Source organism: Lysobacter sp. A378 (assembly GCF_054052125.1).
This window is the reverse complement of sequence record NZ_JBSVRK010000002.1, coordinates 12,604-38,378: the sequence shown is the minus strand read 5'-3', so window position 1 is coordinate 38,378 and position 25,775 is coordinate 12,604. Positions and strand designations below refer to the sequence as shown.

The window sequence follows — 25,775 nt, the reverse complement described above, 5'->3', positions numbered from 1 at the left end:
ATGTTGTTGCACGTCCCGGGAATCCTTGATCGCGACCAGCTTACCCGGTTCCGCCAGGCACTCGATGGCGCGCAGTGGACCGACGGCAAGGAAACCGTCGGTCCGCAAGGCGCGCAGGTAAAGCGCAATCTCCAACTCCCCGATGCGTCGCCGCTGCGCCAGCAACTGGGACAGGTGGTCTCGGCGGCGCTGGCGGCCAGTCCGCAGTACTTCGCCGCCGTGCTGCCACTGCGCACCCTGCCGCCGCGCTTCAATCGTTACGAAGGTGGTGGTCAATACGGGTTCCACGTCGACGGCGCGGTGATGACCCCTGCCGCGCCGCCAGGACAGCTCGCCGCCACCCTGCGCACCGACGTGTCGTGTTCGCTGTTCCTGTGCGAGCCCGACGAGTACGAAGGCGGCGAGTTGGTGATCCACGACACGTATGGCGAGCACGAGGTCAAACTGCCGGCCGGCGACTTGATCATCTATCCATCCAGCAGCCTGCACAAAGTGCAGCCGGTGACCCGCGGCGCGCGCCTGGCGGCGTTTTTCTGGGCCCAAAGCCTGATCCGCGACGATGGCCAGCGCCGGCTGCTGTTCGATCTGGACACGTCCATCCAGGCCCTGACCCGCTCCGGCGCCGACCCCGATGCACTGCTGCAGTTGACCGGCGTCTATCACAACCTGCTGCGCCGCTGGGCGGAGACCTGAGCCACACCACCGCATAGCGCCGCGCCAAACCCCATCCACCGTTGCCAGCAGGCTCCCGTCTGCTGACCTTTGCGCGCCTGCCCGACCGGCAGCCCGTGCTTTTCAATGACTCCCGTGACCCTTATGACCCTTGTGACCCTTGTGACCCCAACCCATTCCCGCACCCTGCGTCGGGCGACCCTTGCCGTCGCACTGCTGGCTGCCCTGACCCAGCCCGCATTGGCCGAAGGTGCCAGTGCCGCCGCCGGCGCGACCGACCTGGATGCGGTGGTAGTCACTGCCTCGGGGTTTGAGCAGATGGTGCGCGAGGCTCCCGCCAGCATCACCGTAATCACCCACGAGGACCTGGAACAAAGGCCCATCCACAGCCTGGCCGATGCGTTGGTCCACGTGGAAGGCGTGGATGTCGGCGTGGGCGTGGACAAGACCGGCGCTCCGCAGATCAGCATGCGGGGCATGCCTGCCGAGTACACCCTGGTGCTGATCAACGGCCGCCGCCAGAACACCTCCGGCAACGTCGGCCCGAACAATTTCGGTAACACGGCCAACAACTTCATACCGCCGATGTCGGCGATCGAGCGCATCGAGATCATTCGTGGGCCGATGTCGACCCTGTACGGCTCCGACGCGATGGGCGGCGTGGTCAACATCATCACCCGCAAGGTCGGCACCCAGTGGGCCGGCTCGGTGGGGGTACAGACCACCCGGCAGGAGCACGCGCAGTTCGGCGACTCGCATGGCACCAACTTCTATCTCGATGGCCCGCTGGCAGACGACCTGCTGGGCCTGTCATTGCAGGGCGGGTACTTCAAGCGCGACCAGGCCCGAACCACCTACCGCGATGTCAATGGCAACCAGATCGAACCGTGGATGGGAGCCAACCCGGTCAGCTACGACAACCACAATGTCGGCGCGCGCCTGATGCTGACACCATCCGACAACCATGACCTGTGGCTGGAGCTGTCCGGCAACCGCCAGAAGTACGACAACAGCGAAGGCCAGATGGGCACACTCGGCGGTCGTGGCTATGCGGAGGCCCTGCGCTTCAACCGCGACCAGGCGACGCTGGCGTGGGATGCGCGGCTCGCCTTTGGCACGCTGGAAACCAGCCTCCAGCAAAGCAAGACCGAGACCATCGGGCGGCTGCTTCCTGCTGGCACCGCTGATGCAGACGGTCCGCGCAAACTGGAAAACACCAACCGCGTCTTCGACACGAAGCTGATCACCGACATCGGCCCGAACAAACTCATCATCGGCGGTCAGTACCTGGATGCCGAGCTGGTCGATGGCATCGCCTCGGCGCCGTTCGGGTTCCATCAATGGGCTTTGTTCGCCGAAAACGAGTGGCGGATCAACGACACGCTCAACCTGACCCTCGGCGCACGCCGCGATGACCACAGCACCTTCGGCAGCCATCTCAGTCCACGTGCCTACCTGGTCTGGAACGCGAGTTCCAACTGGGTAATCAAGGGCGGCTACAGCGAAGGATTCCGCTCGCCGAACGTCGAGGATCTCACCGCTGGCATCAAGGGTTTTGGCGGCCAGGGCACGATTCCACTGATCGGTACGCCGAGCCTGCAGCCGGAAACCAGCGCGACCACCGAACTGGGCGCGTACTACGCCACCGCCAACGGCTTCAGCGCCAGCTTGACCATGTTCAACAACGACTTCGACGACAAGATCGCGCGCGGAACGCCGGTCACCAACTGCGCCTATGGATTGAGCCAGGCCGAGTACGACAGCGCCTATTTCGATGGCGCAAGCTGCGTCGACGTGGGCTATTTCCCGCGCTCGGCGACGCTCGGCCAAACGGTCAACATCGACAGTGCGGTAACCCGTGGCGCCGAGTTCGCCATGCAACTGCCCCTGGCCGATCGCTTGAAGCTGCTGCTCAATTACACCCATATCGACAGCGAGCAGAAGACCGGGGCAGCCAAGGGCGAGCCGCTGACCGATACACCCAGGCACCTGCTCAACGCCAGCCTCAACTGGCAGGCGGGCGATGCATTGGATATGTACCTGCGCGCCGAGTACCGCAGCTCGCGCTATCGCAGCGCCGACAGCGCGGTTCAGGAACAACTTGGCGATTACAAGCCGTACTCGCAATTCCACCTCGGCGGGCGCTACCAGCTCACCGACGCCGTCAGCCTCAATGCCGCTGTCTACAACCTGTTCGACAAGGATTTCGTTGATTACCTGCCGTATGACGACAACGGCAGCGTCGCCTATGCCAACAGCCGCAGCACCAGCGAAGCCGGACGTCGCCTGTGGTTGTCGCTCAACGTGGACTTCTGAGCAATCGGCACGGATATCCCAATTGCGAGTGATTCTCATTGATAGTAAGCTGGTCTGAATGTCTGCTGCCTCCCCAAAAACTCCTGGAAACACCGCCACCCGTGGGTGGTGGCTGAAGACACTGCATCGTTGGCACTGGATGAGTGCCGCATTCAGTTTGTTTGCGTTGCTGGCATTTTCCGTCACCGGGTTCACCCTCAACCACGCCGCCCAGATCGAATCCACGCCGACGGTCACCAATCTTGTCGACACCCTGCCGCCGAGCGTCCTGGGAAGTCTGGCGGGCGATTTCGATGATGCCGCTCCACTGCCACCCAGCGTGGGTCAGTGGTTGGCGGGCGAGATGGACGTGCGCGTTGCTGGCCGGCCGGTCGAGTGGTCCGACAGTGAGGTCTACATCTCGCTGCCGCGCCCCGGCGGCGATGCCTGGCTGGCGATTGACCGCGCCAGTGGGGAGTTGGAATACGAACGCACCGACCGCGGGGTGATCGCCTGGCTCAACGACCTTCACAAGGGCCGTAACACCGGTACGGCTTGGCGCTGGTTCATCGACCTCTTCGCCGTTGCCTGCCTGCTGTTCGCACTGACCGGTTTATGGCTGTTGCAAATGCACTCGCGCCAACGCGGCAAGACCTGGCCCATGGTCGGTCTGGGCGTGGCCGTGCCGGCGCTGTTGATTCTCCTATTCATGCACTGACAAGACAGGTATTTCCCAATGCGCTCGCCCTCACCTTCCGTGCCCCGATTGTTTGCGTCCAGACGCTTCCGGCCGCTGGTACTGGCCACCTTGCTGGTGCTTCCGGCCGCACTGCCCGCCGCCGAGCTCAACCTGACCGTGGAGATTCCACGGATGAACGTGGCCGAGTACCACCGGCCCTACCTCGCGGTGTGGATCGAGCGACCGGACCATACCGTGGCCGCCAATCTTGCCGTCTGGTACGACCATGACATGAAGGGCGACGAAGGCAGCAAATGGCTCAAGGACATGCGCCAGTGGTGGCGCCGCAGCGGCCGCTCGCTGTCGATGCCGGTCGATGGCGTCAGCGGTGCCACCCGTCCGGCGGGCCAACAGCAACTTCGCTTCGACGACTCCCGGGCGCCCCTGAAGGGCCTTGCACCGGGGAAGTACGAGCTGATCGTCGAGGCCGCGCGCGAGGTCGGCGGGCGCGAGGTTGTCAGCATTCCTTTCCAGTGGCCGGCGCAGGCGCCGCAGCAGATGCAGGCCGAAGGCGACAGCGAGCTGGGCCAGGTCCGGCTGTCGCTGGAGCCCTGAGCCCCGCTCCACTCCGAGCCGGGCCGGGACAGTCACCGACTGCACAACGATCAAACCACCTCAATCTCAATCAACAAGGACTCCCATGATGAACCTGCGCACTATCGCCATCGCCGTCTCGCTAAGCCTTTGCTTCGCTCCCAGCGCATTCGCCCACAAGGCCTGGTTGCGCCCCTCCGCCACCGTGTTCTCGGACGTGGGCAGCTGGGTGACCGTGGACGCGGCGGTCTCCAACGACCTGTTCTATTTCAACCACGTGCCGCTGCGCCTGGACGGGCTGCAGATCACCGCGCCCGATGGCAGCCAGCTGCAGCCGGCGAACCCGGCGACCGGCAAGTACCGCAGTGTTTTCGACCTGGAACTCACCCAGCCCGGCACCTACAAGCTGGCCGTGGTCAACGACGGCCTGATGGGGCGCTACCAGCTCGATGGCGAGGCCAAGCGCTGGCGCGGCGGTCCGGAGGCAATACCGGCAGGTGCCACTGGCGTGCAGGTGTCCCAGCGACTAGGACGCGTGGAGACCTTCGCCACGGTCGGCTCACCGACCACCACCGTGCTCCAGCCCACCGGCAATGGACTGGAACTGGTACCGATCACCCATCCCAACGATCTCTACGCCGGTGAAACCGCGACCTTCCAGCTGCTGATCGATGGCAAGCCGGCGTCGGGGCTGGAGATCGAGGTCGTCCCCGGCGGCACCCGCTATCGCGACCAGCAGAACCAGATCAACCTGGTCAGCGACGCGGACGGCAAGTTCGAGGTGACCTGGCCGGAAGCCGGCATGTACTGGCTGGAGACCACCAGCACCGACCAGCACACCTCCGTACCGGAAGCCAGCGAACGCCGCCTCAGCTACGTGGCGACCCTCGAAGTGTTGCCGCTGTAACCGATGCACGTCGGACTCGGACCCATGCGCATCGGTGCCCTGGCAGTCAGCCTGATGCTGGGGTGGCTGCTGTGGCCGCTGGCGGCGATCGCCATGCCACTGCAGACACTCGCCGGGCAGACGATGGGCACGACCTGGGCGGTGACGCTGCAGGCCGAGCCTGGCGGGCTGCCGGCACTTCGGCGCGGTATCCAGGCCGAGCTGGATCGGGTGGTCGCGCAGATGAGCACCTGGGAAGCCGACTCCGAGCTCAGTCGTTTCAACAACGCGGTCGCTGGCGCCAGCGTCGTGTTGCCGCCGCAACTGCACGAAGTGGTCGACGCGGCGCTGGAGCTGGCCGCGGAAACCCAGGGCGCGTTCGATCCGACGGTCGGACCGCTGGTCAACCTGTGGGGTTTTGGGCCAGGCAACAGCAGGCCCGGGAATGATCGCCAGCACCCGCCCGCGCCGAAGGCACTGGCCGCGGCGCGCAAGCGGGTCGGATGGAGACAGCTATCGGTCAACGCCGATGGCACCGCCACCCAGCCCGGCGGTGTCTATGTCGACCTGTCCGGCATTGCCAAAGGCTATGGCGTCGACCAGGTCGCACGGTTCCTGCTCGGGCAAAAAGTGGAGGCGTTCCTGGTCGAGGTCGGCGGTGAGCTCCGTGGCCATGGACGCAAGGCCGACGGCAGCGACTGGCGGATCGCGGTGGAACGCCCGGCCCCCGACGATACCGTCGATAACGACATCCAGCAGGTGGTTGCGCTGGACGGGCTTGCGATGGCGACATCGGGCGACTACCGCCGTTACTTCGACGACGCTGGTCGACGCTACTCGCACACCATCGACCCTCGCACCGGGTTCCCGGTGACACACGGCCTGGCGTCGGTCACTGTGCTGCACGAGAACTGCATGCAGGCCGATGCGTTGGCCACCGCGTTGACCGTGCTGGGTCCGGAGCAGGGCTGGGACTACGCCCAACGCCACGGGTTGGCGGTACTGCTGACGTGGCATGAAGGCAACGGATTCGCCAGCCGGATGACGCCTGCCTTCGCGAGCCACGTGCAATCGCAATGAGCACGATCGTCACCATGCACCCGACCAATGCGGCTGCCGTCCCGGGTCGACGCGGCAACCTGCTATTGGCGCTGATGCTGGTCGTGCTGGCCATCGCGCTGGCGGGTTGGCAGGTCGAGCCATGGCAATGGGTCGACCCGGGCCGGCCAAGGCTGTTGATGGCAGCTGCGGTGGTGCTGGCCTATCTGGGATTCATCGCATTGCTGGGCGAGACGCGTCGGCGTGCGACGGCGACGGATATCGACACCCAGCCAATGCTCGACCCCGACAGCGCCAGCCAAGGTTGGCTGGTGGCCTACGCCAGCCAGTTCGGCCAAGCCGAAGATCTGGCGCGACGGACCGCGGAGTCATTGCAGCAGGCTGGCCAACAGGCGGCGGTCGTCGCGCTGGAAACACTGGACGACCGCCAGTTGCAGAACGCCCGACGCGCCCTGTTTGTCGCCAGCACCACCGGCGAAGGCGATGCCCCCGATCCCGCGTCCGCTTTCGTGGAGCGGACCATGGGCCGGACCGATCTTCGCCTGGAGCATCTCAGCTACGGCGTGCTTGCGCTGGGTGACAGCGACTACGGTGAGTTCTGTGCTTTCGGCCACCGGCTGGACGCCTGGTTGCGGGATGCCGGCGCGCAGCCGCTGTTCGACCTGATCGAGGTCGATGACTGCGATCCCGGCGCGCTTCGTCATTGGCAGTACCACCTGGGCCAGTTGGGGGGTGACAGCGACCAACCCGACTGGAGCCGTCCCCGCTACCGCGCGTGGTCACTGCAGGAGCGTCATCTGCTCAACCCCGGCAGTCCGGGCGGTCCCGTGTTCGACGTGGCATTGCTGCCGCACGAGGCTGACGAGCTGACCTGGCAAGCCGGCGACATCGCCGAAGTCGGTCCACGCCACGGCGCCGCCACGGTCCAGGCCTGGCTCGACCGCGTCGCCCTCGCCGGCGACACCATGGTGAAAGACGCCGCCGGCCCGGTCGCGCTGGCCGAACTGGTGGCTCGCAGCCGGCTGTTGGCACCCGAGTCGATCAATGGCGACGCGGCCCAGGCGATTGCGGACCAGTTGCAGCCACTGCCCCACCGTGCCTACTCGATTGCCTCCATCCCCGCCGAAGGCAAGTTGCGGTTGCTGATACGACAGGTCTGGCACCCGGACAACACGCCCGGCATTGGCAGCGGTTGGCTGACCGCGCACGCCGACCCGGGCACGCGGATCGACCTGCGGATCCGCCGCAACGAGTCGTTCCATCGCCCCGCCGACGATCGGCCGTTGGTGCTGATCGGCAACGGCACCGGCCTGGCCGGGTTGCGGGCGTTGCTGTGCGAGCGCGTCCAGACAGGCCACCATCGCAACTGGGTCCTGTTTGGCGAACGCACGCACCAGCACGATTTCCATTACCGCGACGAGTTCGAGCACTGGCATCGCGAAGGCCGGATCGAGCGCCTCGACCTGGCGTTCTCGCGCGACCAGGAGCAGCGCCATTACGTGCAACACCTGGTGCAGGCCCGGGCCGAGGAACTGCGCTCGTGGTGTGAACAGGGCGCAGCAATCTACGTTTGTGGCAGCCTCCAGGGCATGGCACCGGCCGTGGATGAGGCACTTGCCCAGATCGTCGGCCGCCCTGCGCTGGAAGCGATGACAGCCGATGGACGCTACCGCCGCGACGTTTATTGAGGGGACGACTATTGAGGGGGCGAGCGCGGGCTGATCCGCATCACCAGAATCTCGCCGGCACCCTCAAGAACGTAGCGCACGCGCGCCTCGGAGGCGGCAAGGATGGCGGTATCGGCGGTCTGCATCGGCGCCAGCCCCGAATCGGCCGCGAAGCGCGCGTCGCCCGCGAGTACATGGACAATCCAGGTCGTGCCCGGCTCGCCGAAGATCACCATCGGACCCACCAGCGGCCGGTGCCACGACTCGGTTTCGACACGGTCGCGGCGCCACATCAGGTTGAAGTCCTGGGTGGGCCCATCCAGCAGCTCTCCGGTGACGCCACATTCGCCGGAGAAGCGATGGCGCTCGTACGGGCGCTGCAGGGTCACTGCCTCGCCATCGTCGAAGCGCAGCCGCACGCCATTGCCGGACAGCAGCACCAGCTCACGATCAACGCCGGGAAACGGCGAGAAGGCGGCATCACGTTCGATCTCGGCAATCGACAGCCGCCAGTCCCAGTCATCTGCCGGCCCGTGCCGAAGGATCTCGCGGGTCCAGCCGAGCTGGTTGCGCCAGCGCTCGCGCCGGTACTGGCTTGCCTGGATAACACTTGACCCAATAGCACGCGAATCCATGACTGCAGCTCGTGAAACGGGCATCCAGTCTATCCACGCACCAAGCCCTCGCCAACGACGTCACACCAACGGCGGCTGCTGACAAAGCTGCCGCCCGCCGCAGATCCCTCTGCGGCGGGCGGCGTACATCCCTGTCCAGGGTTCCCCCTGACTCCACGGGCAATCCGTGCCCACGTTGACTCCAACGCGTCCTGCTTGGGCGACCTACTTCTTGGAGCTGCCCACGGTGATGCGGTCGCGGTTCTTCTCGATCGTTTTCAGCCCGATGCCCTTGACCATCGCCAGTTGCTCGGCGCTTTGGAACGCACCATTGGTTTCACGATAATCGACGATCGCCTGGGCCTTGGACGGACCGACGTTGAGCAGCACGCGATCAATGGTGGCCGCGTCGGCGGTGTTGACGTTGACGGTTTCTGCAGCAAGGGCCGTGCCCGCCAACAGCAGCGAGAGGACCAACGACTTGGCAATGAGTGCGAGGCTTTTCATGACGAGACTCCTGTTGCGAAAATTGGGGTTTCCGTTCCTGCCGGCAGCTGTGTTGCCGGTGGATACAGTCTCCGTCTCGTCCAGCAACACCGCTATCGCCAAAGCCGCCATCGCAATCAGGGTGCAAGCCGCACCACCGGGTAGGAAAAGTCCTATCCGTGGCACCGGCGGTACAATGACGGCTCACTGGAAATACAGGTGCCCCCCATGGCCGCCAGCAAGATCGACACCGCCGTAGCCGAACGTTTCATCGCCGGCAAATGGGACGACGAGATCGTCCCCCAGCTGATCGAATACATCCGCATCCCCAACAAGTCACCGATGTTCGACGAGAAATGGGTCGAACACGGTTACATGGACCAGGCGGTGGCGTTGATGGAAACGTGGGCCAGGGCACAGGCTATCCCCGGCATGCAACTGGAGGTCGTCCGGCTGGAAGGTCGCACGCCACTGATCTTCATCGAGATCCCGGCGGCCAATGGCGGCAGCGATGAGGACTGCATCCTGCTGTACGGCCATCTGGACAAGCAGCCGGAGATGACCGGCTGGGATGACGACCTCGGCCCCTGGAAGCCGGTGATCAAGGGCGACAAGCTCTATGGCCGTGGCGGCGCCGACGATGGGTACGCGATCTACGGCTCGCTGACCGCGGTGATGGCGCTGCATGAGCAAGGCGTGCCGCATGCGCGCTGCGTGATCGTAATCGAGGCGTGCGAGGAATCGGGCAGTTACGACCTGCCGGCCTACGTCGACCACCTCGCCGAGCGTATCGGCAAACCCTCGCTGGTGGTCTGCCTGGATTCGGGCTGCGGCAACTACGATCAGCTGTGGTGCACCACGTCGCTGCGCGGGCTGGCGGGCGGCAATTTCACCGTCAAGGTGCTTGACGAGGGCGTGCATTCCGGCGACGCGTCGGGCGTGGTGCCATCGAGCTTCCGGTTGCTGCGGCAGTTGCTGTCGCGACTCGAGGACGAGAGCACCGGCCGGATCGTGGTCGAGGGGCTGCACGTGGAGGTTCCCGCCGAGCGTCTGGAGCAGGCCCACAGGTGTGCGCAGGTGCTGGGGTCGGCGGTCTACGACAAGTTTCCGCTGCTCGACGGGATGACGCCGATGAGTGACGATCTGGACGAGCTGGTGCTCAACCGCACCTGGCGGCCGGCCTTGTCGGTGACCGGTATCGATGGCATGCCGTCACTGGATTCCGCCGGCAACGTGTTGCGTCCCCACACCGCGGTCAAGCTGTCGTTGCGCCTGCCGCCAACCCTGGATGGAAAGCAGGCCGGCGAGCTGCTCAAGCAGGTGCTGCTGGACAACCCGCCCAACGGCGCGCAGGTCTCGCTTGAGCTGGAGAAGTCCTCCACCGGCTGGAACGCACCGGCGCAATCACCGTGGCTGACCCAGGCCATCGAGGATGCCAGCCAGGCCTTTTTCGGCAAGCCCTCGATGTACATGGGTGAAGGCGGCTCGATCCCGTTCATGGGCATGCTGGGCGAGAAATTCCCCGGCGCCCAGTTCATGATCACCGGCGTGCTGGGTCCCCATTCCAACGCCCACGGCCCCAACGAGTTCCTGCACATTCCGATGGGCAAACGCGTCACCGCCAGCGTCGCCCAGGTGATCGCCGCCCACCACCAGGCCGGCGAGCGCGGCGAGACCACCGGCGTGGCCGCCGCGGCCACCACCCTGGAACGCGGTGAGCACGGTTGTTGCTGAGTCGTCCGGCAACCCACTGCCGGTCGACAGGGCCCACATGACCGTGCCGGTTGTTGCCGAGTGTCCCGAGCGCGCGGCCGTGCGCCTGGCCTGGGCCCGCGCTGCCAGCGGCCACCCTGGCCTGGTGCTGGATCGCGCGTCCATGGATGCCGGTTTCCGCAGCTACTGGCGTGCGACCAACACGGTCGGCAGCGGCGACTTCGGCACCTGGATCGTGATGGACTCTCCGCCCGACAAGGAGGACGTGCGGCCGTGGCTGCGCGTGCGCGAGCTGCTGGAACGCGGTGGCGTGCGGGTGCCGCACGTGCTCGCGCAGGACATCGATGCCGGCTTCCTGATGCTGGAGGATCTGGGCATCAACACCTACCTGCAGGTGATCGGAACCGACAACGCGGACCAACTGTTTGATGCGGCCATCGCACAGCTATTGCGGTTGCAGGCCCTGCCCTGCCCTGCCGACCTGCCGGCCTATGACGAATCGATGTTGGCCCGCGAACTGCATCTGTTCGACCAGTGGTATCTCGGCCAGCACCTGGGCATCGCCCTGGATGATGGCGAACTGGCGACGCTCGAACACGTCTATCGCCAGCTGACCGATGCCGCGCTCGCCCAGCCGCAGGTGTTCGTGCATCGCGACTTCATGCCCCGCAACCTGATGCCGGTGCCCGACAACGACGGGGCGCAGGACACGGGACCGGCAGTGCTGGATTTCCAGGACGCCGTGCGCGGCCCGATCGCCTACGACGTCATCAGCCTGTTCAAGGATGCCTTCCTGAGCTGGCCGGAAGCGCACGTGGATGCGTGGATCGGCCGCTACCATGCGCGCGCACTGCAAGCCGGGCTGCCGGTTCCGGCACTGGAGCGATTCCGCCGCGATGCCGACCTGATCGGCGTGCAGCGGCACCTGAAAATCATCGGCATCTTCGCCCGGCTGTGGCATCGCGACGGCAAGCCCAAGTACCTCGCTGACGTGCCGCGGTTCGTGAGCTATCTGGAGATCGTACTGCCGCGCTACCCCGAGCTTGCGCCGTTGGCGGCGATCCTGCAGCGCCACGTGATCCCCGCGCTGGCATCACGGCCGTTCCGGGTCCCCGCCGGGTGAAAGCGCTCATCCTCGCTGCCGGCCTGGGCGAGCGCATGCGCACGCTGACCGCCCACACCCCCAAACCGCTGCTTCCGGCAAGCGGCAAGCCGCTGATCGTCTGGCACCTGGAGAGGCTTGCCGCATCGGGCGTGCGCGAGGTGGTGATCAACACCAGTTGGCTCGCCGAGCAGTTTCCACAGGTATTGGGCAACGGCGATCGCTGGAACCTGCGGCTGCATTACTGTTTTGAAGGTCCGGTGCCGCTGGAAACCGGCGGCGGCATGTGGAACGCGCTGGACCTGCTGGGTCATGAAGCACCCTTCATCGCCATCAACGGTGATATCTGGACCGATCATGACCTTGCCGACTTGCCGCGCGAACCCACCGGCCACGCGCACCTGGTGCTGGTCGACAACCCCGCGCACAACCCGGACGGCGATTTCGCCCTGGATGAGCGGACCCTGCTACACAGCGACGGCGAGGACCGGTTGACCTTTTCCGGTATCGGCATCTACCGTCCGGCGCTGTTTGATGACTGGCAGGCGGTGATCGGTGACGCCCCCGGCGCGCGCGAGCAACCACCACGATTCAAGCTCGCGCCCGTGCTGCGTGCCGCCATGGCACGCAGCATGGTCACCGGCGTCCACCACCGGGGCCGCTGGACCGACGTCGGGACTCCGCAACGATTGGCCGAACTGGATGCCGAGCTCAGAGCCCCAGCGTCTCGCGCAGGAACGGGACGGTGATACGCCGCTGAGCGGCCAGCGACGCCCGGTCCAGGCGGTCCAGCAACACAGCCAGTCCGGCCAGGTCGCGGTCGACACGCTTGAGCAACCAATCCAGCGCGGCGTCCTCCAGCAACCACCCGCGACGTCGTGCGCGTTGTCGCAGCACTTCACGGCGGCCTTCTTCACTCAACGGTTGCAGCCCGATCCGGCTGCATTGCGACAGCCGTGAGCGCAGGTCTGGCAGCACCAGCCCCAGGGCATCGGGATTGGCGCGCGCGGCGTAGATGATCCGGGTACCGGCCGCGCGGGCACGGTTGTGGGCATCGAACAGCGCCACCTCGTCGTCGCGCTGGCCACTGATCGCTTCCAGCCCGTCCAGTGCCAGCACATCGTTGCCTTCCAGTGCGTCCAGCGCATCGGCCAATCGCCCAACGGCGGCGACCAGCGGCAAATAGGCAGCGCGCCCGCCCGCCGCTTCGGTGGCCGCGCAGCTGGCCAACAACAGGTGGGTCTTGCCAACGCCGGTCGGGCCGGCCAGGTACAGCCAATCACCGGTTTTTCCCTCGACCAGCCCACGCAACTGCGCCAGTGCACCGGGCGGAGCGCCGACAAAGGTATCGAGCCGCTGGTCAGCCGGATAGCGCAGCGCAAGCGGCAACTGCGGCACGGTGCGCGCGGGCTTCACTCGTCCTCCGGCTCCAGCGGATACGGCCGCACCGGCGGGTAGCCCTCGCGGGTCACGATGGTCGGTGAATCGCCGGCGTACAGCCGGCTATGGGTGTAGCGCTCCTCGGCATAACGCAGCAGCACGTTGACCACCGCCGCGCAGGGCAATGCAATCAGCATGCCCAGGAAGCCGAACAGCTGGCCGCCGGCGAGCACCGCGAATATCACCACCACCGGGTGCAGTCCGATGCGGTCACCCACCAACTTCGGTGTCAGCCAATAGCTCTCGATCAACTGGCCGATGCCAAATACCGCCAATACCCCGGCGACATGCTGCCAGTCCCCATACTGGACGAGCGCCGCGACACAGCCCAGCACCAGCACGGTAGCCGGCCCGACATAGGGCACGAAGGTGAGTATGCCGCCGATGATGCCGATCAGGATGCCCAGGTCCAGCCCAACCCCCCACAGGCCAACCGCGTACATCACGCCCAAGATCAACATCACCAGGAATTGGCCACGCAGGAACCCCCCCAGCACGTTGCTGGACTGCATCGCCAACCTGCTCACTGTCTCCAACTGGTCGCGCGGAATCAGCGCGGCAACCCGCGCCACCAGCCGGTCCCAGTCGCGTAGTGCAAAGAACGTCACCACCGGCAACAGCACGACATTGGTCGCCATCCCGATCAGGGCGAATCCGGAGCGCGACATGTAGCCCAGCACGGTGCTGGCAAAGCCGCCGGCACTTTCCCAGTTGCTGCGGATCAGTTCGATCACGTGATTGAGGTCGAACCAGCCGGTAAGCTCCATCCCGGTCCTGGCTTCCAGCCAGGGCATTGCCGTGGCGACAACCCAGTGTTGGTAGCGCGGGACCGACTGCACCAGCGTCCGGATCTGATCCTGGATCATCGGCACCAGCAACAGCAGCACCAGCGCTACCAGCAGGATCATCGCGCTGAACACCAGCACCACCGCGACGTTGCGCGACCTGCCGGCGCGCTCCAGGCGGTCGACCAGCGGATCGCCCAGCCAGCCCAGCAACGCGCCCAGCACGAACGGCGTCAGCACCGGTGCCAGCAGCCACAACACCCAGCACAGGAACAAGCCCAGCGCCGCCCATTGCAGCCGCCGCAGGAAGCGGGCGATGTCTTGCAGCGCGTTGGTATCGTCCATCACAGCAACCGGTATACCGCAGTGCGGCGTGGGGCCTGGACCGGGCCTTCGATCGGCGCACCATCGACGGCGTCGATATCACTGCCAATCGGGATGGAAGGGTCCGCTGGCAAGTCGACACCAGCCAGCACCCCATCACCATCGATCATCAGCTCGAACCCTGTCAGGCCCGACACCAGTTCCAGGTTGAACTCCACCTGCTGCTCGCTGGCGCGTAGTGGAACCACCGCGCGGACTACCGACAGCTGCTGCAGGTAACCCGCCAGACGCAGGTAGTCATCGGCACTGTCCAGGCCGGTGAACGCCACCTGGTAGGTTCCGGCAGGGCCGGTCTGGCTGCGTTTGGCATACCGTTTCATCAGTGCATCGGCGGCACCGTCGGCTCCAGTGGCCATGAGCTGGCGCGCGTTGGCGCCAGACTCGGACCAGCTCGACAACACCTTGCCCTTGTCGACGAAGATCCAATCCGCCTTCCAGGCGCCGCCGTCGCGGTACAACTTGCCGATCAGCTGCATCGGCGGGCTGTAGCGTGCCGACCCGCGCGCCACCACGCCGCTGTCGCCGCGCCAGATCGCGCCCACCAGTGCCTGCTCGGCCGCGCTGCCGTTGGGCAGGCCGAGACGATAACCACGTTGCTGGGCACGATCGAGCACCGAGCGCGCCGCATCCGCCCTCGACAGGTCGACCAGCCTTGGCCCGCTACCGTCGTCAATGGCCAGCCATAACACCGGCTTGGGTCGCGGTTGCGGCCACACTGGCAAGCCAAGTGCGGCGGTCAGTGCGTCGACTTTCTCCTCGTCGAAGCGGACCACCAGGGTGGTCTTGAAACTGGGCGCACCGCTGGATGACAAGCCTTCGTCCTGTCGGTAGTCGTAGCCCAGCACATACTTGCCGGCCTGGCGCAGTTCCCGGGTGACGGCGGGCTCGGAGCCGACGTCGCGGTCGCCCGACAGTTTCCCCATGACCTGGGCCAGGCCACGGGAGAAGCCGATATTGCGCTCGGACTCACCTTGACCGTTGACCTCGACCTCGGCGGAATAGGCCCCACGCGCCGCCGCCCGGTCGCCCTCAACGCGCTGCGCAGCCGCGCCAAAACTGCACAGCAGCAATGCGGCTGTGCAGACCCAGTACAGCAGCCAGCCGGTGGACGCGTGACCGCGTTTGCGAGGCTGTATCCGGCCGTATCCGTCGTTTGCCACACCCGTTACGCACGCCATGGTCGTTCCCGTGTACTGGTTATCGTGCTGAAATGGTGCCGCACGGCGGCCGGCACGTCCATCAAAGCCGGTTGCCGGCGGCCGCGGCTGCTAAAATCGCCGCTTTCCCGTGCCGTCGAGCCTGCCGTGACCGTTCCCACCGCGCCCCCCAACACTCCCATGACCTATCGCGATGCTGGCGTCGATATCGACGCGGGCAATGAGCTGGTCGAACGCATCAAACCGCTGGTCAAACGCAGCTTCCGGCCCGAGGTGATGGGCGGGCTGGGTGGGTTTGGTGCCCTGTTCGACCTGTCGGGCAAATACAGGGAGCCGGTGCTGGTCTCGGGCACCGACGGCGTTGGCACCAAGCTCAAGCTGGCCCAGCAACTGGGGCGCCACGACACCATCGGCATCGACCTGGTCGGGATGTGCGTCAACGACGTGTTGGTGCAGGGGGCCGAGCCGCTGTTCTTCCTGGATTACTTCGCCACCGGCAAGCTCGATATCGAGACCACCGTGGCCGTGGTCGGCGGCATCGCCAAGGGCTGCGAGTTGTCCGGCTGCGCACTGATCGGCGGCGAGACGGCCGAGATGCCGGACATGTATGCCCCTGGCGAGTACGATCTGGCTGGCTTCACCGTCGGCGCGGTCGAGAAGTCACAGTTGCGTGATGGCGCGCGGGTCGAGGCCGGGGACGTGTTGATCGGCATTGCCTCGTCGGGCCCGCACTCCAATGGCTACTCGCTGATCCGTCGGATCTTCGACCGTGCCGGCCGTCCGGCCGACGTCGAGGTCGGCGGGGTCAAGCTGGTCGACGCGCTGATGAAGCCGACCGCGCTGTACGTCAAGCCGATATTGGCGCTGCTGCACGGTGAACACGGCGATGCCGTGCATGCGATGGCACACATCACCGGCGGTGGCCTGTCGGAGAACATCATCCGGGTGATCCCGGAGGAACTGGGTGTCCAGATCGAGGCGTCGGCGATCGTGCTGCCACCGGTATTCGACTGGCTGCAACGCGAAGGCAACGTCGCCGACGCGGAAATGTGGCGGACCTTCAACTGCGGCATCGGATTCGTGCTGGTGGTGCCGCAAGGCTCGGTTGCCGCCGTCGAGTCGGAACTCGACCGCGTGTCACTGGCGCATCACCGGATCGGCGAGGTCGTAAAATCCGGCAACCGCCCACGCATGCAGATCAGCTGACTTTCTCATCCACGTCCCAGACCCGTGATCCACAAGCATGTCCCATCCATCGTGACGCCCGGCCCCTTCCGCATCGCCGTGCTGGTGTCCGGGCGCGGCAGCAACCTGCAGGCGATCATCGACGCTATCGCCGGGCGGCACCTTCACGCAGATCTGGTCGGAGTGTTTTCCGACCGCCGCCTTGCGCCCGCATTGGAGCGTGCGCGAGCGGCCGGCATCCCCACTGTCGCGCTCAGGCCGCGCGACTTCCCGGACCGGGCCAGCTATGACCGGGCATTGTTCGAACGCATCGACCAGGTTGGCGCCGACCTGGTCGTGTGTGCCGGTTACATGCGCCTGCTCAGTGCACCCGTGGTCCGTGCACGACCCGGCCGGATCATCAATATCCACCCCTCCTTGTTGCCCGCCTTCAAGGGCTTGCACACCCACCAGCAGGCACTGGACGCGGGTGCCGATCAACATGGTGCCAGCGTGCACTTCGTTTCTGCCCAGCTCGATGGTGGCCCGGTGATCTCCCAGACCCGGGTGCCCGTCTTGCCAGATGACGATGTCGGGCAACTGACCCGGCGGGTGCTGGCCCGTGAGCACCCGTTGCTGCTGGCGACGCTGAAACTTCTCGCCAGTGCACGGGTCACACTGACCGACGACCAGGTATGCCTGGACGGGATGCCGCTAAGTGCGCCGCTGCAGCTGGATTCAGGTAACCAATTGCACATTACCGACCACGTCGCCGATTGATCACCGAGTCAACCCGCCGCGTCAACCCGCCGCATCAACTCACTGCGTCAAACCATTACGGCGAGCCCATGTCCCGACCACCACTCATCCCCTTGCTGACCTTGCTGGCTGCACTGTCATTGCAGGTCCCGGCACATGCGCGGGCCGAGGCAGCTGTTGCGGAGCCGTCCGCCATCGAAGCGAACACAACCACGATCGCGGCCGAGCCTGTACTGGAGTCGTTCGTCGCCAGCTATCTGGTCTACAAGGGCGGCAAGCAGCTGGGCGAGGCGACCATGCAACTGGTGCCACAGCAAGGCGCGCGCTGGCGGGTCGACCTGGTAATGCGGGGCACCCGTGGCCTGTTCGGCGTCGTCGGGATCAACGCCGAGCAAAGCACGGTGTTCGATCTGGCCGGCGAAACTTACCGCCCGCTGAGCCAGGCCACCGTCAACAAGAGCCTGTTCACGCGCAAGCAAACCGTGGGCATCTACGATTGGGCCTCTGGTGCGGCCCGGTGGCAAGGTGACGTCAAGGACACCCGCCGCCGCCCGATAGATCTGCGTCCCGGCGACATGACCGGCCTGTTGATCAACCTGGCGGTAATCCGCGATGCCGCGCCGGGCAAACAATTGGAGTATCGATTCGTCGACGACGGACGCACCCGCGATCATCATTACCTGGTCGCCGACGAGTACGAAAGCATCACCGTTGGCGACCTCCCGTACAAGGCGATGAAGGTCAGCCGGCTCGAGGATGGCGGCGACCAGACCATCATCTGGGTGGTCCGGAACGTACCAACCCCAATCCGGATACTGCAACGGGAAAATGGCGAAGACACCTACGACCTGCGCCTGGTCGAATACCAAGGAGTTGACTAGATGCGGTATACCAACCTGCCCATGATTTCGACCTCAGCCAAGCTGCGCGGGCTGTTCGCCGTCGCTGCGCTGCTGATTGCAAGCGCTCCGGCGATGGCGATCGAGCCGTTCACCGCCAATTACCAGGCCAGTTACATGGGCATGCAGGCCGACGGCAAGATGACCCTGGCACCGGCTGGCGATAACCGCTGGCGCTATAGCCTGGACATCAGCAATGCGCTCGCCAACCTGAGCCAGGTCACCGTGTTCGAGGAGCACGCCGGCCACTGGCGCCCGATCAGCAGCAAGGATTCATCCAAGGTATTGGTGAAGAATTCCGACAAGAGCGCAACCTACGACTGGAGCAAGGGTGTCGCCAACTGGAGCGGCGACGTCAAGCCCGACCGGGCGGGCCCGATCAAGCTGAAGGCCGGCGACATGGATGCGCTGTTGATCAACCTTGCGTTGGTGCGCGACCAGGCGGCAGGCAAGCCGCTGAACTACCGGCTGGTGGATGACGGCCGGGTCAAGCAACTCAGCTACAAGGTCACGGGCAAGGACACCATCACGGTTGGCGGAAAGGAGCGCCAGGCAACCAAGGTGGTCAATACCGATGGCGACAAGCAGACTGTTGTCTGGCTGGTGGAAGGCATGCCGATCCCGGCCCGGATACTGCAGCGCAAGGATGGCAAGGACACGATCGACTTGCGGGTGAAGTCGGTGCAGTAGACGTCCGGGCCGTCAACCGATGCGGCGAATTTTCGCGCCCAGGCCGGACAGCTTCTCTTCGATGTTCTCGTAGCCGCGGTCGAGGTGGTAGATACGGCTGATGGTGGTCTCGCCGCTGGCGACCAGCCCGGCCAGGATCAGTGACGCCGAGGCGCGCAGGTCGGTGGCCATCACCGGGGCCCCGCTGAGCTGCTCGACCCCGCGCACCACTGCCATGTGCCCGTCGACGCGGATGTCCGCGCCCAACCTCACCAGTTCGTTGACGTGCATGAAGCGGTTTTCGAAGATCGTCTCGGTTACCACCCCGACCCCATCGGCGATGCAGTTCATTGCCATGAATTGCGCTTGCATGTCGGTGGGAAACGCCGGATGCGGCGCGGTGGTCAAGTCAACCGCCTTCGGCCGGCGGCCCTGCATGTCCAGGGTGATGCGGTCTCCGGCACATTCGATCAACGCGCCGGCTTCCACCAGTTTGTCGAGCACGGCCTCCATCGTGTCCGGCCGCGCATGGTGGGCGGTAATACGACCACCGGTCATCGCCGCGGCCACCAGGAACGTCCCGGTCTCGATCCGGTCGGGTACCACCGAATGCGCGCCGCCGTGCAGCCGTTCGACACCATGGATCACGATCCGGCCGGTTGCCTCGCCCTCGATCCGCGCGCCCATCGCACGCAGGCACTCGGCCAGGTCGACGATCTCCGGCTCCATCGCCGCGTTCTCCAGCACCGTGGTGCCTTCGGCCAGCGTCGCCGCCATCATCACGTTCTCGGTCGCACCGACGCTGATCATCTCGAACACGTGCCGTGCGCCCTTCAGCCGTGAAGCGCGCGCGTTGATGAAGCCGTTTTCCACCGTGATTTGCGCGCCCAGTGCCTGCAGACCCTTGATGTGCAAGTCGACCGGACGCGAGCCGATCGCGCACCCGCCCGGCAGCGAGACTTCCGCGTGGCCGTACCTGGCCAGCAGCGGGCCCAGCACCAGCACTGAGGCGCGCATGGTGCGGACCAGCTCGTAGGGCGCCACCTGACTGTGCACCGTGGTCGGATCCACGGTGATGCCCCCGCTTCCACCGAGCGCGCGCTCGTCGATGCTGATGCCCGCACCGATCTCGGCCAGCAGCTTGGCACTGGTCACCACGTCGTGCAGGTGCGGGACATTGCTGATCGCCACCGGCGCATCGGCCAGCAGGGTCGCAAACAGGATCGGCAGCACGGCGTTCTTGGCGCCGGAGATCCGCACCTCGCCGTTCAGGACGTTGCCACCTTCCACGACGATCTGTTGCATGCTCAGCCCTGCCCGGCTTCAGCGGGCGTCAATGTTTTCAGTGCCAGGGCGTGAATCTCTCCACCCATGCGGTCACCCAGGGTCGCGTAGACCAGACGGTGCCGGGCCAGCGGCAGCTTGCCGGCAAATGCGTCGCTGACCACGGTCGCCTCGAAATGCACGCCATCCTCGCCGGATACGTCGGCGCGGGCGCCCGGCAAGCCGAGCTCGATCAGGGTTTTTATGGTGTCAGGATTCAAGGTTTCGGGTCTCAACGAAAGCGGCGAAATCGACTCGCCGGATGGAAGCAGGAATCGATCCGGATCGGACCACTCGCATGCATCCATCGCTCCATGGTGGGGACGGGTTCAGCGGATGGGGTACGCAGCCGGACAAACTGGGTAAAATCAACCCTCCCAGCCTAGCGGAAAGCCCCCTGCTCCGAAATGGCAACATCTCCCAGCCCCGTCCAAGACTCCCCTGGAACCGACTTCGCCGGCAGCGGTCGTCGCGTATTCGATATCGAAGCCACGGCCCTCGCCGCGGTGGCCGCCCGGCTGGATGGCGAGTTCAGCGCCGCCTGCCGGTTGATGCTGGACGTGCGCGGCCGCGTGGTCACCACCGGCATGGGCAAGTCCGGCCACATCGCGCGCAAGATCGCTGCCACCCTGGCCTCCACCGGCACGCCATCGTTCTACGTGCACCCCGGCGAAGCCGGCCACGGCGACCTGGGGATGATTACCGATGCCGACGTGGTCCTGGCGCTGTCCTACTCGGGCGAGAGCGACGAGGTGGCGATGCTGTTGCCCGGCCTGAAGCGCCAGGGCAACCGGTTGATCTCGATGACCGGTCGCAACAACTCCACGCTGGCGCTCGCGTCCGATGTCCATCTCGACGTCAGCGTCCCGGCCGAAGCCTGTCCGCTGCACCTGACGCCCACTTCCAGCACCACCGCCTCGTTGGCGATGGGCGATGCCCTTGCCGTCGCCTTGCTGGAAGCGCGCGGCTTCACCGCCGACGATTTCGCCCGCTCGCATCCGGCCGGCGCGCTCGGCCGGCGCCTGCTGCTGCACATCGCCGACATCATGCACGGCGGCGAGCAGGTACCCCGCGTCAAGGCCGATGCCAGCGTCAGCGAGGCGCTGGTGGAGATGAGCCGCAAGCGCCTGGGCATGACCGCCATCGTCGATGACGCCGGCAAACTGTTGGGGCTGTATACCGATGGCGACCTGCGACGCAGCCTGGACGACAGCGATGTCGACCTGCGCAGCACCCCGATTACCCAGGTGATGACCAGATCACCCCGCACGATCGGTTCGGGCGCGCTCGCGGTAGAGGCGGCGCAACTGATGGAGGCGCACAAGATCAGCGGATTGCTGGTGGTCGATCCGGACAACCAGGTGGTCGGCGCGCTCAATATCCACGACCTGCTGCGCGCCCGGGTGGTGTGAATCCATGCCCTATAACCTCCTGGACGACACGCCCGCGACGATTGTCGAGCGCGCCAAACGCGTGCGACTGGCCTGCTTCGACATTGATGGCACGCTGACCGATGGGCGCTTGCTGTTTGACAGCCAGGGCCACGAACTGAAGGCTTTCCACGTCCATGACGGGCTGGGCCTGGTGCTGTTGCGCCAAGCCGGGGTCGAAGTTGCGTTTGTCACCGCGCGCGCGAGCACGATTGTCGAACGGCGTGGTGCCGAGCTCGGCCTCACCGAAGTCCACACCGCGGTCAAGGACAAGCTGGCGCGGGTGGGTGAGATCGCGGCAAGACTGGGCGTCAGCCTGGACCAGGTGTCATTCATGGGCGATGACCTGCCCGACCTGCCGACGATGCAGAAAGTCGGTCTTGCCGTTGCGCCCACCAATGCCCATCCCTGGGTGCGCGACCGCGCGCACTGGTGCACCACCCTGGCGGCAGGCGCGGGTGCGGCCCGCGAGTTCTGCGACCTGGTGCTGGCCGCCCAAGGCCGGCTCCCGGCCCTGCTCGACGAGGGTCATGCCGACGCGCGCTTTAGCGGCCCGGTCCCGGCCATCGCCGCACGGGACAACGCGTGAACTGGCGCGTGGCCATCACCATGGTGCTGCTTGCTGGCGCTGCGATCAGTGGCTGGTCGCTGTGGACCAAGTGGGGCGACAACACCCCCGCTTTGACGGAGGCCGCCGGTGCCCGCCCCGACTACGTGCTCAACGACTTCGAACTGGTGGCGCTGAATGACCGGGGCCAGCAGTCGTTCACCTTGCGCGCGCCCCTGCTGACTCGCGACCCGGGTACCGAGTCGATGGAAATTGCCACACCCCTGTTCCTGATCCCGCCACAGGCGGGCAGCGATGGCGATGCCTGGCAGGTCCGGTCAAAAACCGGCTGGATCAGCGGCGACGGTGACGAGCTTCGCCTGCGCGGCGCGGTCAAAGCCACCAGCGAGGGCGGCAACGATGCTCCGGTCACCATCACCACCGAGCAGTTGAATGTATTCCCCGAGAAGGACCTGGTGACATCCGCGGTCGCGGTCACGATTAATCAGCCGGGCTCTATACTTCGCGGCAATGGGCTGGAGGTGGATCTGGCCAGCAAGCAATACACGCTCAAATCCAAGGTCAATTCCCGCTATGTCCCGTAACCATTCGATGTCATCCGTCCGCTGGCTACTGCTGGCAGTGCTGGTCGCTTGCAGCTCGTCGGCCTTCGCGCGCCAGTCCGACCGCAACCAGCCGATGGATATCAATGCCGGTCGCACGGTGGGCAGCCTGGACGACAGTATTCCCACGGTCATGTCCGGCAACGTCACCATCGATCAGGGCAGCCTGCACGCCGAAGCGGCGCGAGCGGAAATACAGACCAGCAACGGCGAAATCGAGCGCGTGGTGCTGACCGGCTCGCCCGCGACCCTCCAGCAGCAGATGGACGACGGCACCCGCATGTCCGCCGTCGCCAGCAAGATCGACTACAACGTCACCACCGATACCGTGGTGTTCACCGGCCAGGTCAACATCAAGCAGCCACGCGGCACGCTGAGCGGCGAGCGCGTGGTGTACAACATGACCAGCGGCCAGGTCACCAGCGGCGGTGAAGGCAATGGTCGGGTGAAGATGCGGATCATGCCCAAGACCACCGGCAGCAAGCCGCCCGCGGCGGACTCCGGCGCAAAGCCGGCGCAGGCCCAGCCGGACGAGAGCGACGGCAGCGACGCTGACAGCCCGGTGGAGGGCGGCTGATGCTGGTCGCCAAGGGGCTGCGCAAGTCCTATCGTTCGCGCGAGGTCGTGCGCGATTTCGGCCTGACCCTGGATGCCGGCGAAGTGGTCGGCCTGCTCGGTCCCAACGGCGCGGGCAAGACCACCTGTTTCTACATGATCGTCGGGCTGGTTCCGGCCGATGCCGGCCAGATCCTGCTCGATGGCAAGGACATCACCGGCGAGCCTATGTATGCGCGCGCCAAGTACGGTGTGGGCTACCTGCCGCAAGAACCATCGGTATTCCGCAAGCTGACCGTGGCCGACAACCTGCGCGTGGTGCTGGAGCTGCGCAAAGATCTCGACAAGGCCGGGCGCGAGCGCGAACTGGCCTCGCTGATGGACGAGCTGCAGGTCAGCCACGTCGCCGACCAACTGGGGGCAAGCCTGTCGGGAGGCGAACGTCGCCGGGTGGAGATCGCCCGCGCCCTGGCGGGCAAGCCGCGTTTGATGTTGCTGGACGAACCGTTCGCCGGCGTCGACCCGATCTCGGTCGGTGAGATCCAACGGATCGTGCGCCACCTCAAGAACCGCGGCATCGGCGTGTTGATCACCGACCACAACGTGCGCGAGACCTTGGGGATTTGTGACCGGGCGTATATCCTCAATGATGGTGGCGTGCTCGCGCAGGGGGCTCCGGACGCGCTGCTGGCCAATCCCGACGTCCGTCGCGTCTATCTGGGCGAAGCCTTCCGCCTGTAGCCGGAAGGCTTGTACCCGGTGCAGTCCATACCGGGCATGATGCATGTGTAGCGGCCGTCTCCACCATCGGGTCGCGTTGCCTTTTGATCATGAAGCCCCAACTACAAATCTCGCTCGGCCAACACCTGGTGATGACGCCGCAGTTGCAGCAGGCGATTCGGCTGTTGCAACTGTCGGCAGTCGAACTTGAAGCCGAGCTGGTCACCGCGGTCGAAAGCAATCCGCTGCTGGACTGGGCCGAGACCATGGTTGCGGACGGCCCGGGGGACTCGCCCGCCGCTGCCGGCGAGCAGGAATCCATCGGCCGCGATACCCCCGCACCCACGGAAGCGGAATGGAGCGGCGGCGATGGCGAGGCCTGGCACCAACGCTCCGGTCCACGCGACCCAGACGATGACGATTCAGCCAGTGACCAGGTGGCCGAGCCCGACAGCCTGCAAGACCACCTGCTGTGGCAATTGCATCTCAGTCCGTTGTCGCCACGCGACCGCCACATCGCGGTGAGGTTGATCGAGGCGATCGACGATGACGGCTACTTCCGCGAATCACTGGAATCCATCGCCACCGCGCTCGCCCCGGAACTGCAGGTGGACGACGGGGAAATCTGCACCGCGTTGTGCCAGATCCAGCGGTTCGACCCGGTCGGGGTCGGTGCACGCAACCTGGGCGAGTGCCTGCGCCTGCAACTGGAGCCGCTGTGCGGGGACACTCCGGGCAAGGCATTGGCACTGCAACTGACCGATGGTCCGCTGGAGCGCTTGCCGCGCATCGGTATCGCAGGGCTCGCCGCGCAGATGAAGCTGGCGGTCGAGCAGGTCGAGACCGCGGTGCAACTGCTGCGCTCGCTGGATCCGCGTCCCGGCGCCAGCATCGGCGCCATTGCCCATGACACCTACGTCTCCCCGGACGTGGTGATCTGGCGCCAGCATGGCCTGTGGCACGTTGCGCTATCGGAAAGCATGCGTCCACGGGTCAGCATCCACCGCGGGTATGAAGGCATGATCGGCAAAGCCAGCAGCGCCGACGCCAGTTACCTCAAGGGCCACCTGCAGGAGGCTCGCTGGCTGCTCAAGAGTCTGGAGGCGCGCGGTGAAACCATGCTCAAGGTGGCCCGCTGCCTGATCAGCCAACAGGCGGGGTTCCTGGAGTTCGGTGACAGCGCGCTGCGGCCATTGACCTTGCGCGAAGTCGCTGCCGAGATCGGCATGCATGAATCCACCGTCTCGCGCGCTGTCTCCCGCAAATACGCCCGCACCCCGCGCGGCACCATACCGCTGCGTAACTTCTTCGCCTCCGGCATTGATACCGGCGGCGGCGGCGAAGCGTCGAGCACCGCCATCCAGTCAATGATCCGCGAGCTGGTCGACGCCGAGAATCCACGCAAGCCCCTATCCGATGCGCGACTGGCCGATGTCCTGAAGCAGACAGGCATTCCGGTCGCCCGTCGCACCGTGGCCAAGTACCGCGAAGCCATGGGGATTTACCCGTCCAAGGATCGGGTGCGAATCGCCTGACTTGGACCGCCAACCGGC

The 25,775-nt window shown here is 65.7% G+C and carries 27 protein-coding genes; 20 read left to right on the top strand and 7 right to left on the bottom strand.

Translation table 11 applies throughout. The features are described 5' to 3' along the window. The 7 genes from ACW7G1_RS06135 (at window position 1) to ACW7G1_RS06105 (ending at window position 7,873) form a co-directional block, all read left to right on the top strand. Window positions 1-693: a Fe2+-dependent dioxygenase gene (locus ACW7G1_RS06135; protein WP_456978893.1), complete on the top strand. Its 693-nt coding sequence runs from the start codon at window positions 1-3 to the stop codon at window positions 691-693. Window positions 694-816: 123 nt separating this feature from the next. Next, window positions 817-2,988: a TonB-dependent receptor domain-containing protein gene (locus ACW7G1_RS06130; RefSeq protein WP_456979852.1), complete on the top strand. Its 2,172-nt coding sequence runs from the start codon at window positions 817-819 to the stop codon at window positions 2,986-2,988. Window positions 2,989-3,046: 58 nt separating this feature from the next. Beyond that, the gene (locus ACW7G1_RS06125) at window positions 3,047-3,685 is read left to right on the top strand and encodes a PepSY-associated TM helix domain-containing protein (RefSeq protein WP_456978892.1); all 639 of its coding nucleotides are present in this window, start codon (window positions 3,047-3,049) and stop codon (window positions 3,683-3,685) included. A 48-nt stretch (window positions 3,686-3,733) separates the two neighbouring features. Further along, window positions 3,734-4,261, top strand: a complete 528-nt coding sequence (locus tag ACW7G1_RS06120; protein ID WP_456978891.1) for a DUF2271 domain-containing protein — start codon at window positions 3,734-3,736, stop codon at window positions 4,259-4,261. An 85-nt stretch (window positions 4,262-4,346) separates the two neighbouring features. Further along, window positions 4,347-5,147 (top strand): DUF4198 domain-containing protein, encoded by an 801-nt coding sequence (locus ACW7G1_RS06115; protein ID WP_456978890.1) that lies wholly within the window; start codon window positions 4,347-4,349, stop codon window positions 5,145-5,147. Between the two features lie 54 nt (window positions 5,148-5,201). Continuing rightward, complete coding sequence (locus ACW7G1_RS06110; RefSeq protein ID WP_456979851.1) at window positions 5,202-6,206, top strand: FAD:protein FMN transferase; 1,005 nt, start codon at window positions 5,202-5,204, stop codon at window positions 6,204-6,206. Next, on the top strand, window positions 6,203-7,873 hold the full coding sequence (locus ACW7G1_RS06105) for a sulfite reductase subunit alpha (RefSeq protein WP_456978889.1): 1,671 nt from the start codon (window positions 6,203-6,205) through the stop codon (window positions 7,871-7,873). The genes ACW7G1_RS06110 and ACW7G1_RS06105 overlap by 4 nt, the downstream gene beginning before the upstream one ends. Window positions 7,874-7,881: 8 nt before the next feature. Here ACW7G1_RS06105 and ACW7G1_RS06100 read toward each other — a convergent pair whose 3' ends face one another. Together ACW7G1_RS06100 and ACW7G1_RS06095 are read right to left on the bottom strand one after the other, a co-directional pair. After that, a complete protein-coding gene (locus ACW7G1_RS06100; RefSeq protein ID WP_456978888.1) occupies window positions 7,882-8,487 on the bottom strand; it encodes a HutD/Ves family protein in 606 nt (201 codons plus the stop codon). Window positions 8,488-8,691: 204 nt separating this feature from the next. Then, window positions 8,692-8,973: a ComEA family DNA-binding protein gene (locus tag ACW7G1_RS06095; RefSeq protein ID WP_456960969.1), complete on the bottom strand. Its 282-nt coding sequence runs from the start codon at window positions 8,971-8,973 to the stop codon at window positions 8,692-8,694. Window positions 8,974-9,180: 207 nt separating this feature from the next. On the opposite strand from ACW7G1_RS06095, the gene ACW7G1_RS06090 reads away from it, so the two are divergent. From ACW7G1_RS06090 to murU, 3 genes are read left to right on the top strand one after another with little or no spacing between them, the layout of a single operon-like run. After that, entirely contained in the window at window positions 9,181-10,686 is a 1,506-nt protein-coding gene (locus tag ACW7G1_RS06090) for a M20 family metallopeptidase (protein ID WP_456978887.1), read from the top strand. A gap of 37 nt (window positions 10,687-10,723) precedes the next feature. After that, entirely contained in the window at window positions 10,724-11,788 is a 1,065-nt protein-coding gene (locus ACW7G1_RS06085; RefSeq protein WP_456978886.1) for an aminoglycoside phosphotransferase family protein, read from the top strand. After that, a complete protein-coding gene (gene murU, locus ACW7G1_RS06080) occupies window positions 11,785-12,516 on the top strand; it encodes an N-acetylmuramate alpha-1-phosphate uridylyltransferase MurU (RefSeq protein WP_456978885.1) in 732 nt (243 codons plus the stop codon). The genes ACW7G1_RS06085 and murU overlap by 4 nt, the downstream gene beginning before the upstream one ends. Here murU and hda read toward each other — a convergent pair. From hda to ACW7G1_RS06065, 3 genes are read right to left on the bottom strand one after another with little or no spacing between them, the layout of a single operon-like run. After that, window positions 12,479-13,183, bottom strand: a complete 705-nt coding sequence (gene hda / locus ACW7G1_RS06075; RefSeq protein WP_456978884.1) for a DnaA regulatory inactivator Hda — start codon at window positions 13,181-13,183, stop codon at window positions 12,479-12,481. The two genes, murU and hda, sit on opposite strands and share 38 nt — an antisense overlap. Next, window positions 13,180-14,337, bottom strand: coding sequence for an AI-2E family transporter (locus ACW7G1_RS06070; protein ID WP_456978883.1), 1,158 nt, complete (start codon window positions 14,335-14,337; stop codon window positions 13,180-13,182). Before ACW7G1_RS06070 ends, hda begins: the two co-directional genes overlap by 4 nt. Next, window positions 14,337-15,536 (bottom strand): DUF2066 domain-containing protein, encoded by a 1,200-nt coding sequence (locus ACW7G1_RS06065; protein ID WP_456978882.1) that lies wholly within the window; start codon window positions 15,534-15,536, stop codon window positions 14,337-14,339. Before ACW7G1_RS06065 ends, ACW7G1_RS06070 begins: the two co-directional genes overlap by 1 nt. A 177-nt stretch (window positions 15,537-15,713) precedes the next feature. Here ACW7G1_RS06065 and purM point away from each other — a divergent pair, with 177 nt between their 5' ends. The 4 genes from purM to ACW7G1_RS06045 all read left to right on the top strand — a co-directional run bounded on the left by purM (window position 15,714) and on the right by ACW7G1_RS06045 (window position 19,045). Continuing rightward, window positions 15,714-16,739: a phosphoribosylformylglycinamidine cyclo-ligase gene (gene purM, locus ACW7G1_RS06060; protein WP_456978881.1), complete on the top strand. Its 1,026-nt coding sequence runs from the start codon at window positions 15,714-15,716 to the stop codon at window positions 16,737-16,739. A gap of 51 nt (window positions 16,740-16,790) precedes the next feature. Further along, entirely contained in the window at window positions 16,791-17,477 is a 687-nt protein-coding gene (purN, locus tag ACW7G1_RS06055) for a phosphoribosylglycinamide formyltransferase (protein WP_456978880.1), read from the top strand. Between the two features lie 68 nt (window positions 17,478-17,545). Next, window positions 17,546-18,337 (top strand): DUF3108 domain-containing protein, encoded by a 792-nt coding sequence (locus ACW7G1_RS06050; protein WP_456978879.1) that lies wholly within the window; start codon window positions 17,546-17,548, stop codon window positions 18,335-18,337. A gap of 24 nt (window positions 18,338-18,361) precedes the next feature. Continuing rightward, window positions 18,362-19,045, top strand: coding sequence for a DUF3108 domain-containing protein (locus tag ACW7G1_RS06045; RefSeq protein ID WP_456979850.1), 684 nt, complete (start codon window positions 18,362-18,364; stop codon window positions 19,043-19,045). Window positions 19,046-19,057: 12 nt separating this feature from the next. Here the strand turns inward: ACW7G1_RS06045 and murA are convergent, their stop codons facing one another. Beyond that, on the bottom strand, window positions 19,058-20,329 hold the full coding sequence (gene murA, locus ACW7G1_RS06040) for a UDP-N-acetylglucosamine 1-carboxyvinyltransferase (RefSeq protein ID WP_456978878.1): 1,272 nt from the start codon (window positions 20,327-20,329) through the stop codon (window positions 19,058-19,060). 2 nt (window positions 20,330-20,331) lie between these two features. Continuing rightward, window positions 20,332-20,568, bottom strand: a complete 237-nt coding sequence (locus ACW7G1_RS06035; protein ID WP_456978877.1) for a BolA family protein — start codon at window positions 20,566-20,568, stop codon at window positions 20,332-20,334. Between the two features lie 186 nt (window positions 20,569-20,754). On the opposite strand from ACW7G1_RS06035, the gene ACW7G1_RS06030 reads away from it, so the two are divergent. The 6 genes from ACW7G1_RS06030 to ACW7G1_RS06005 all read left to right on the top strand — a co-directional run bounded on the left by ACW7G1_RS06030 (window position 20,755) and on the right by ACW7G1_RS06005 (window position 25,757). Next, entirely contained in the window at window positions 20,755-21,759 is a 1,005-nt protein-coding gene (locus ACW7G1_RS06030; protein WP_456978876.1) for a KpsF/GutQ family sugar-phosphate isomerase, read from the top strand. Window positions 21,760-21,763: 4 nt separating this feature from the next. Continuing rightward, window positions 21,764-22,366: a KdsC family phosphatase gene (locus ACW7G1_RS06025; RefSeq protein ID WP_456978875.1), complete on the top strand. Its 603-nt coding sequence runs from the start codon at window positions 21,764-21,766 to the stop codon at window positions 22,364-22,366. Then, window positions 22,363-22,929, top strand: coding sequence for an LPS export ABC transporter periplasmic protein LptC (gene lptC / locus ACW7G1_RS06020; RefSeq protein ID WP_456978874.1), 567 nt, complete (start codon window positions 22,363-22,365; stop codon window positions 22,927-22,929). Before ACW7G1_RS06025 ends, lptC begins: the two co-directional genes overlap by 4 nt. Next, window positions 22,919-23,524, top strand: a complete 606-nt coding sequence (gene lptA, locus ACW7G1_RS06015; protein ID WP_456978873.1) for a lipopolysaccharide transport periplasmic protein LptA — start codon at window positions 22,919-22,921, stop codon at window positions 23,522-23,524. The genes lptC and lptA overlap by 11 nt, the downstream gene beginning before the upstream one ends. Further along, window positions 23,524-24,243 carry an LPS export ABC transporter ATP-binding protein gene (gene lptB, locus ACW7G1_RS06010; RefSeq protein WP_456978872.1) on the top strand — a complete coding sequence of 240 codons (720 nt, stop codon included), beginning with the start codon at window positions 23,524-23,526 and terminating at the stop codon, window positions 24,241-24,243. Before lptA ends, lptB begins: the two co-directional genes overlap by 1 nt. Window positions 24,244-24,332: 89 nt before the next feature. Continuing rightward, window positions 24,333-25,757 (top strand): RNA polymerase factor sigma-54, encoded by a 1,425-nt coding sequence (locus tag ACW7G1_RS06005; protein WP_456978871.1) that lies wholly within the window; start codon window positions 24,333-24,335, stop codon window positions 25,755-25,757. Window positions 25,758-25,775: the final 18 nt, after the last annotated feature.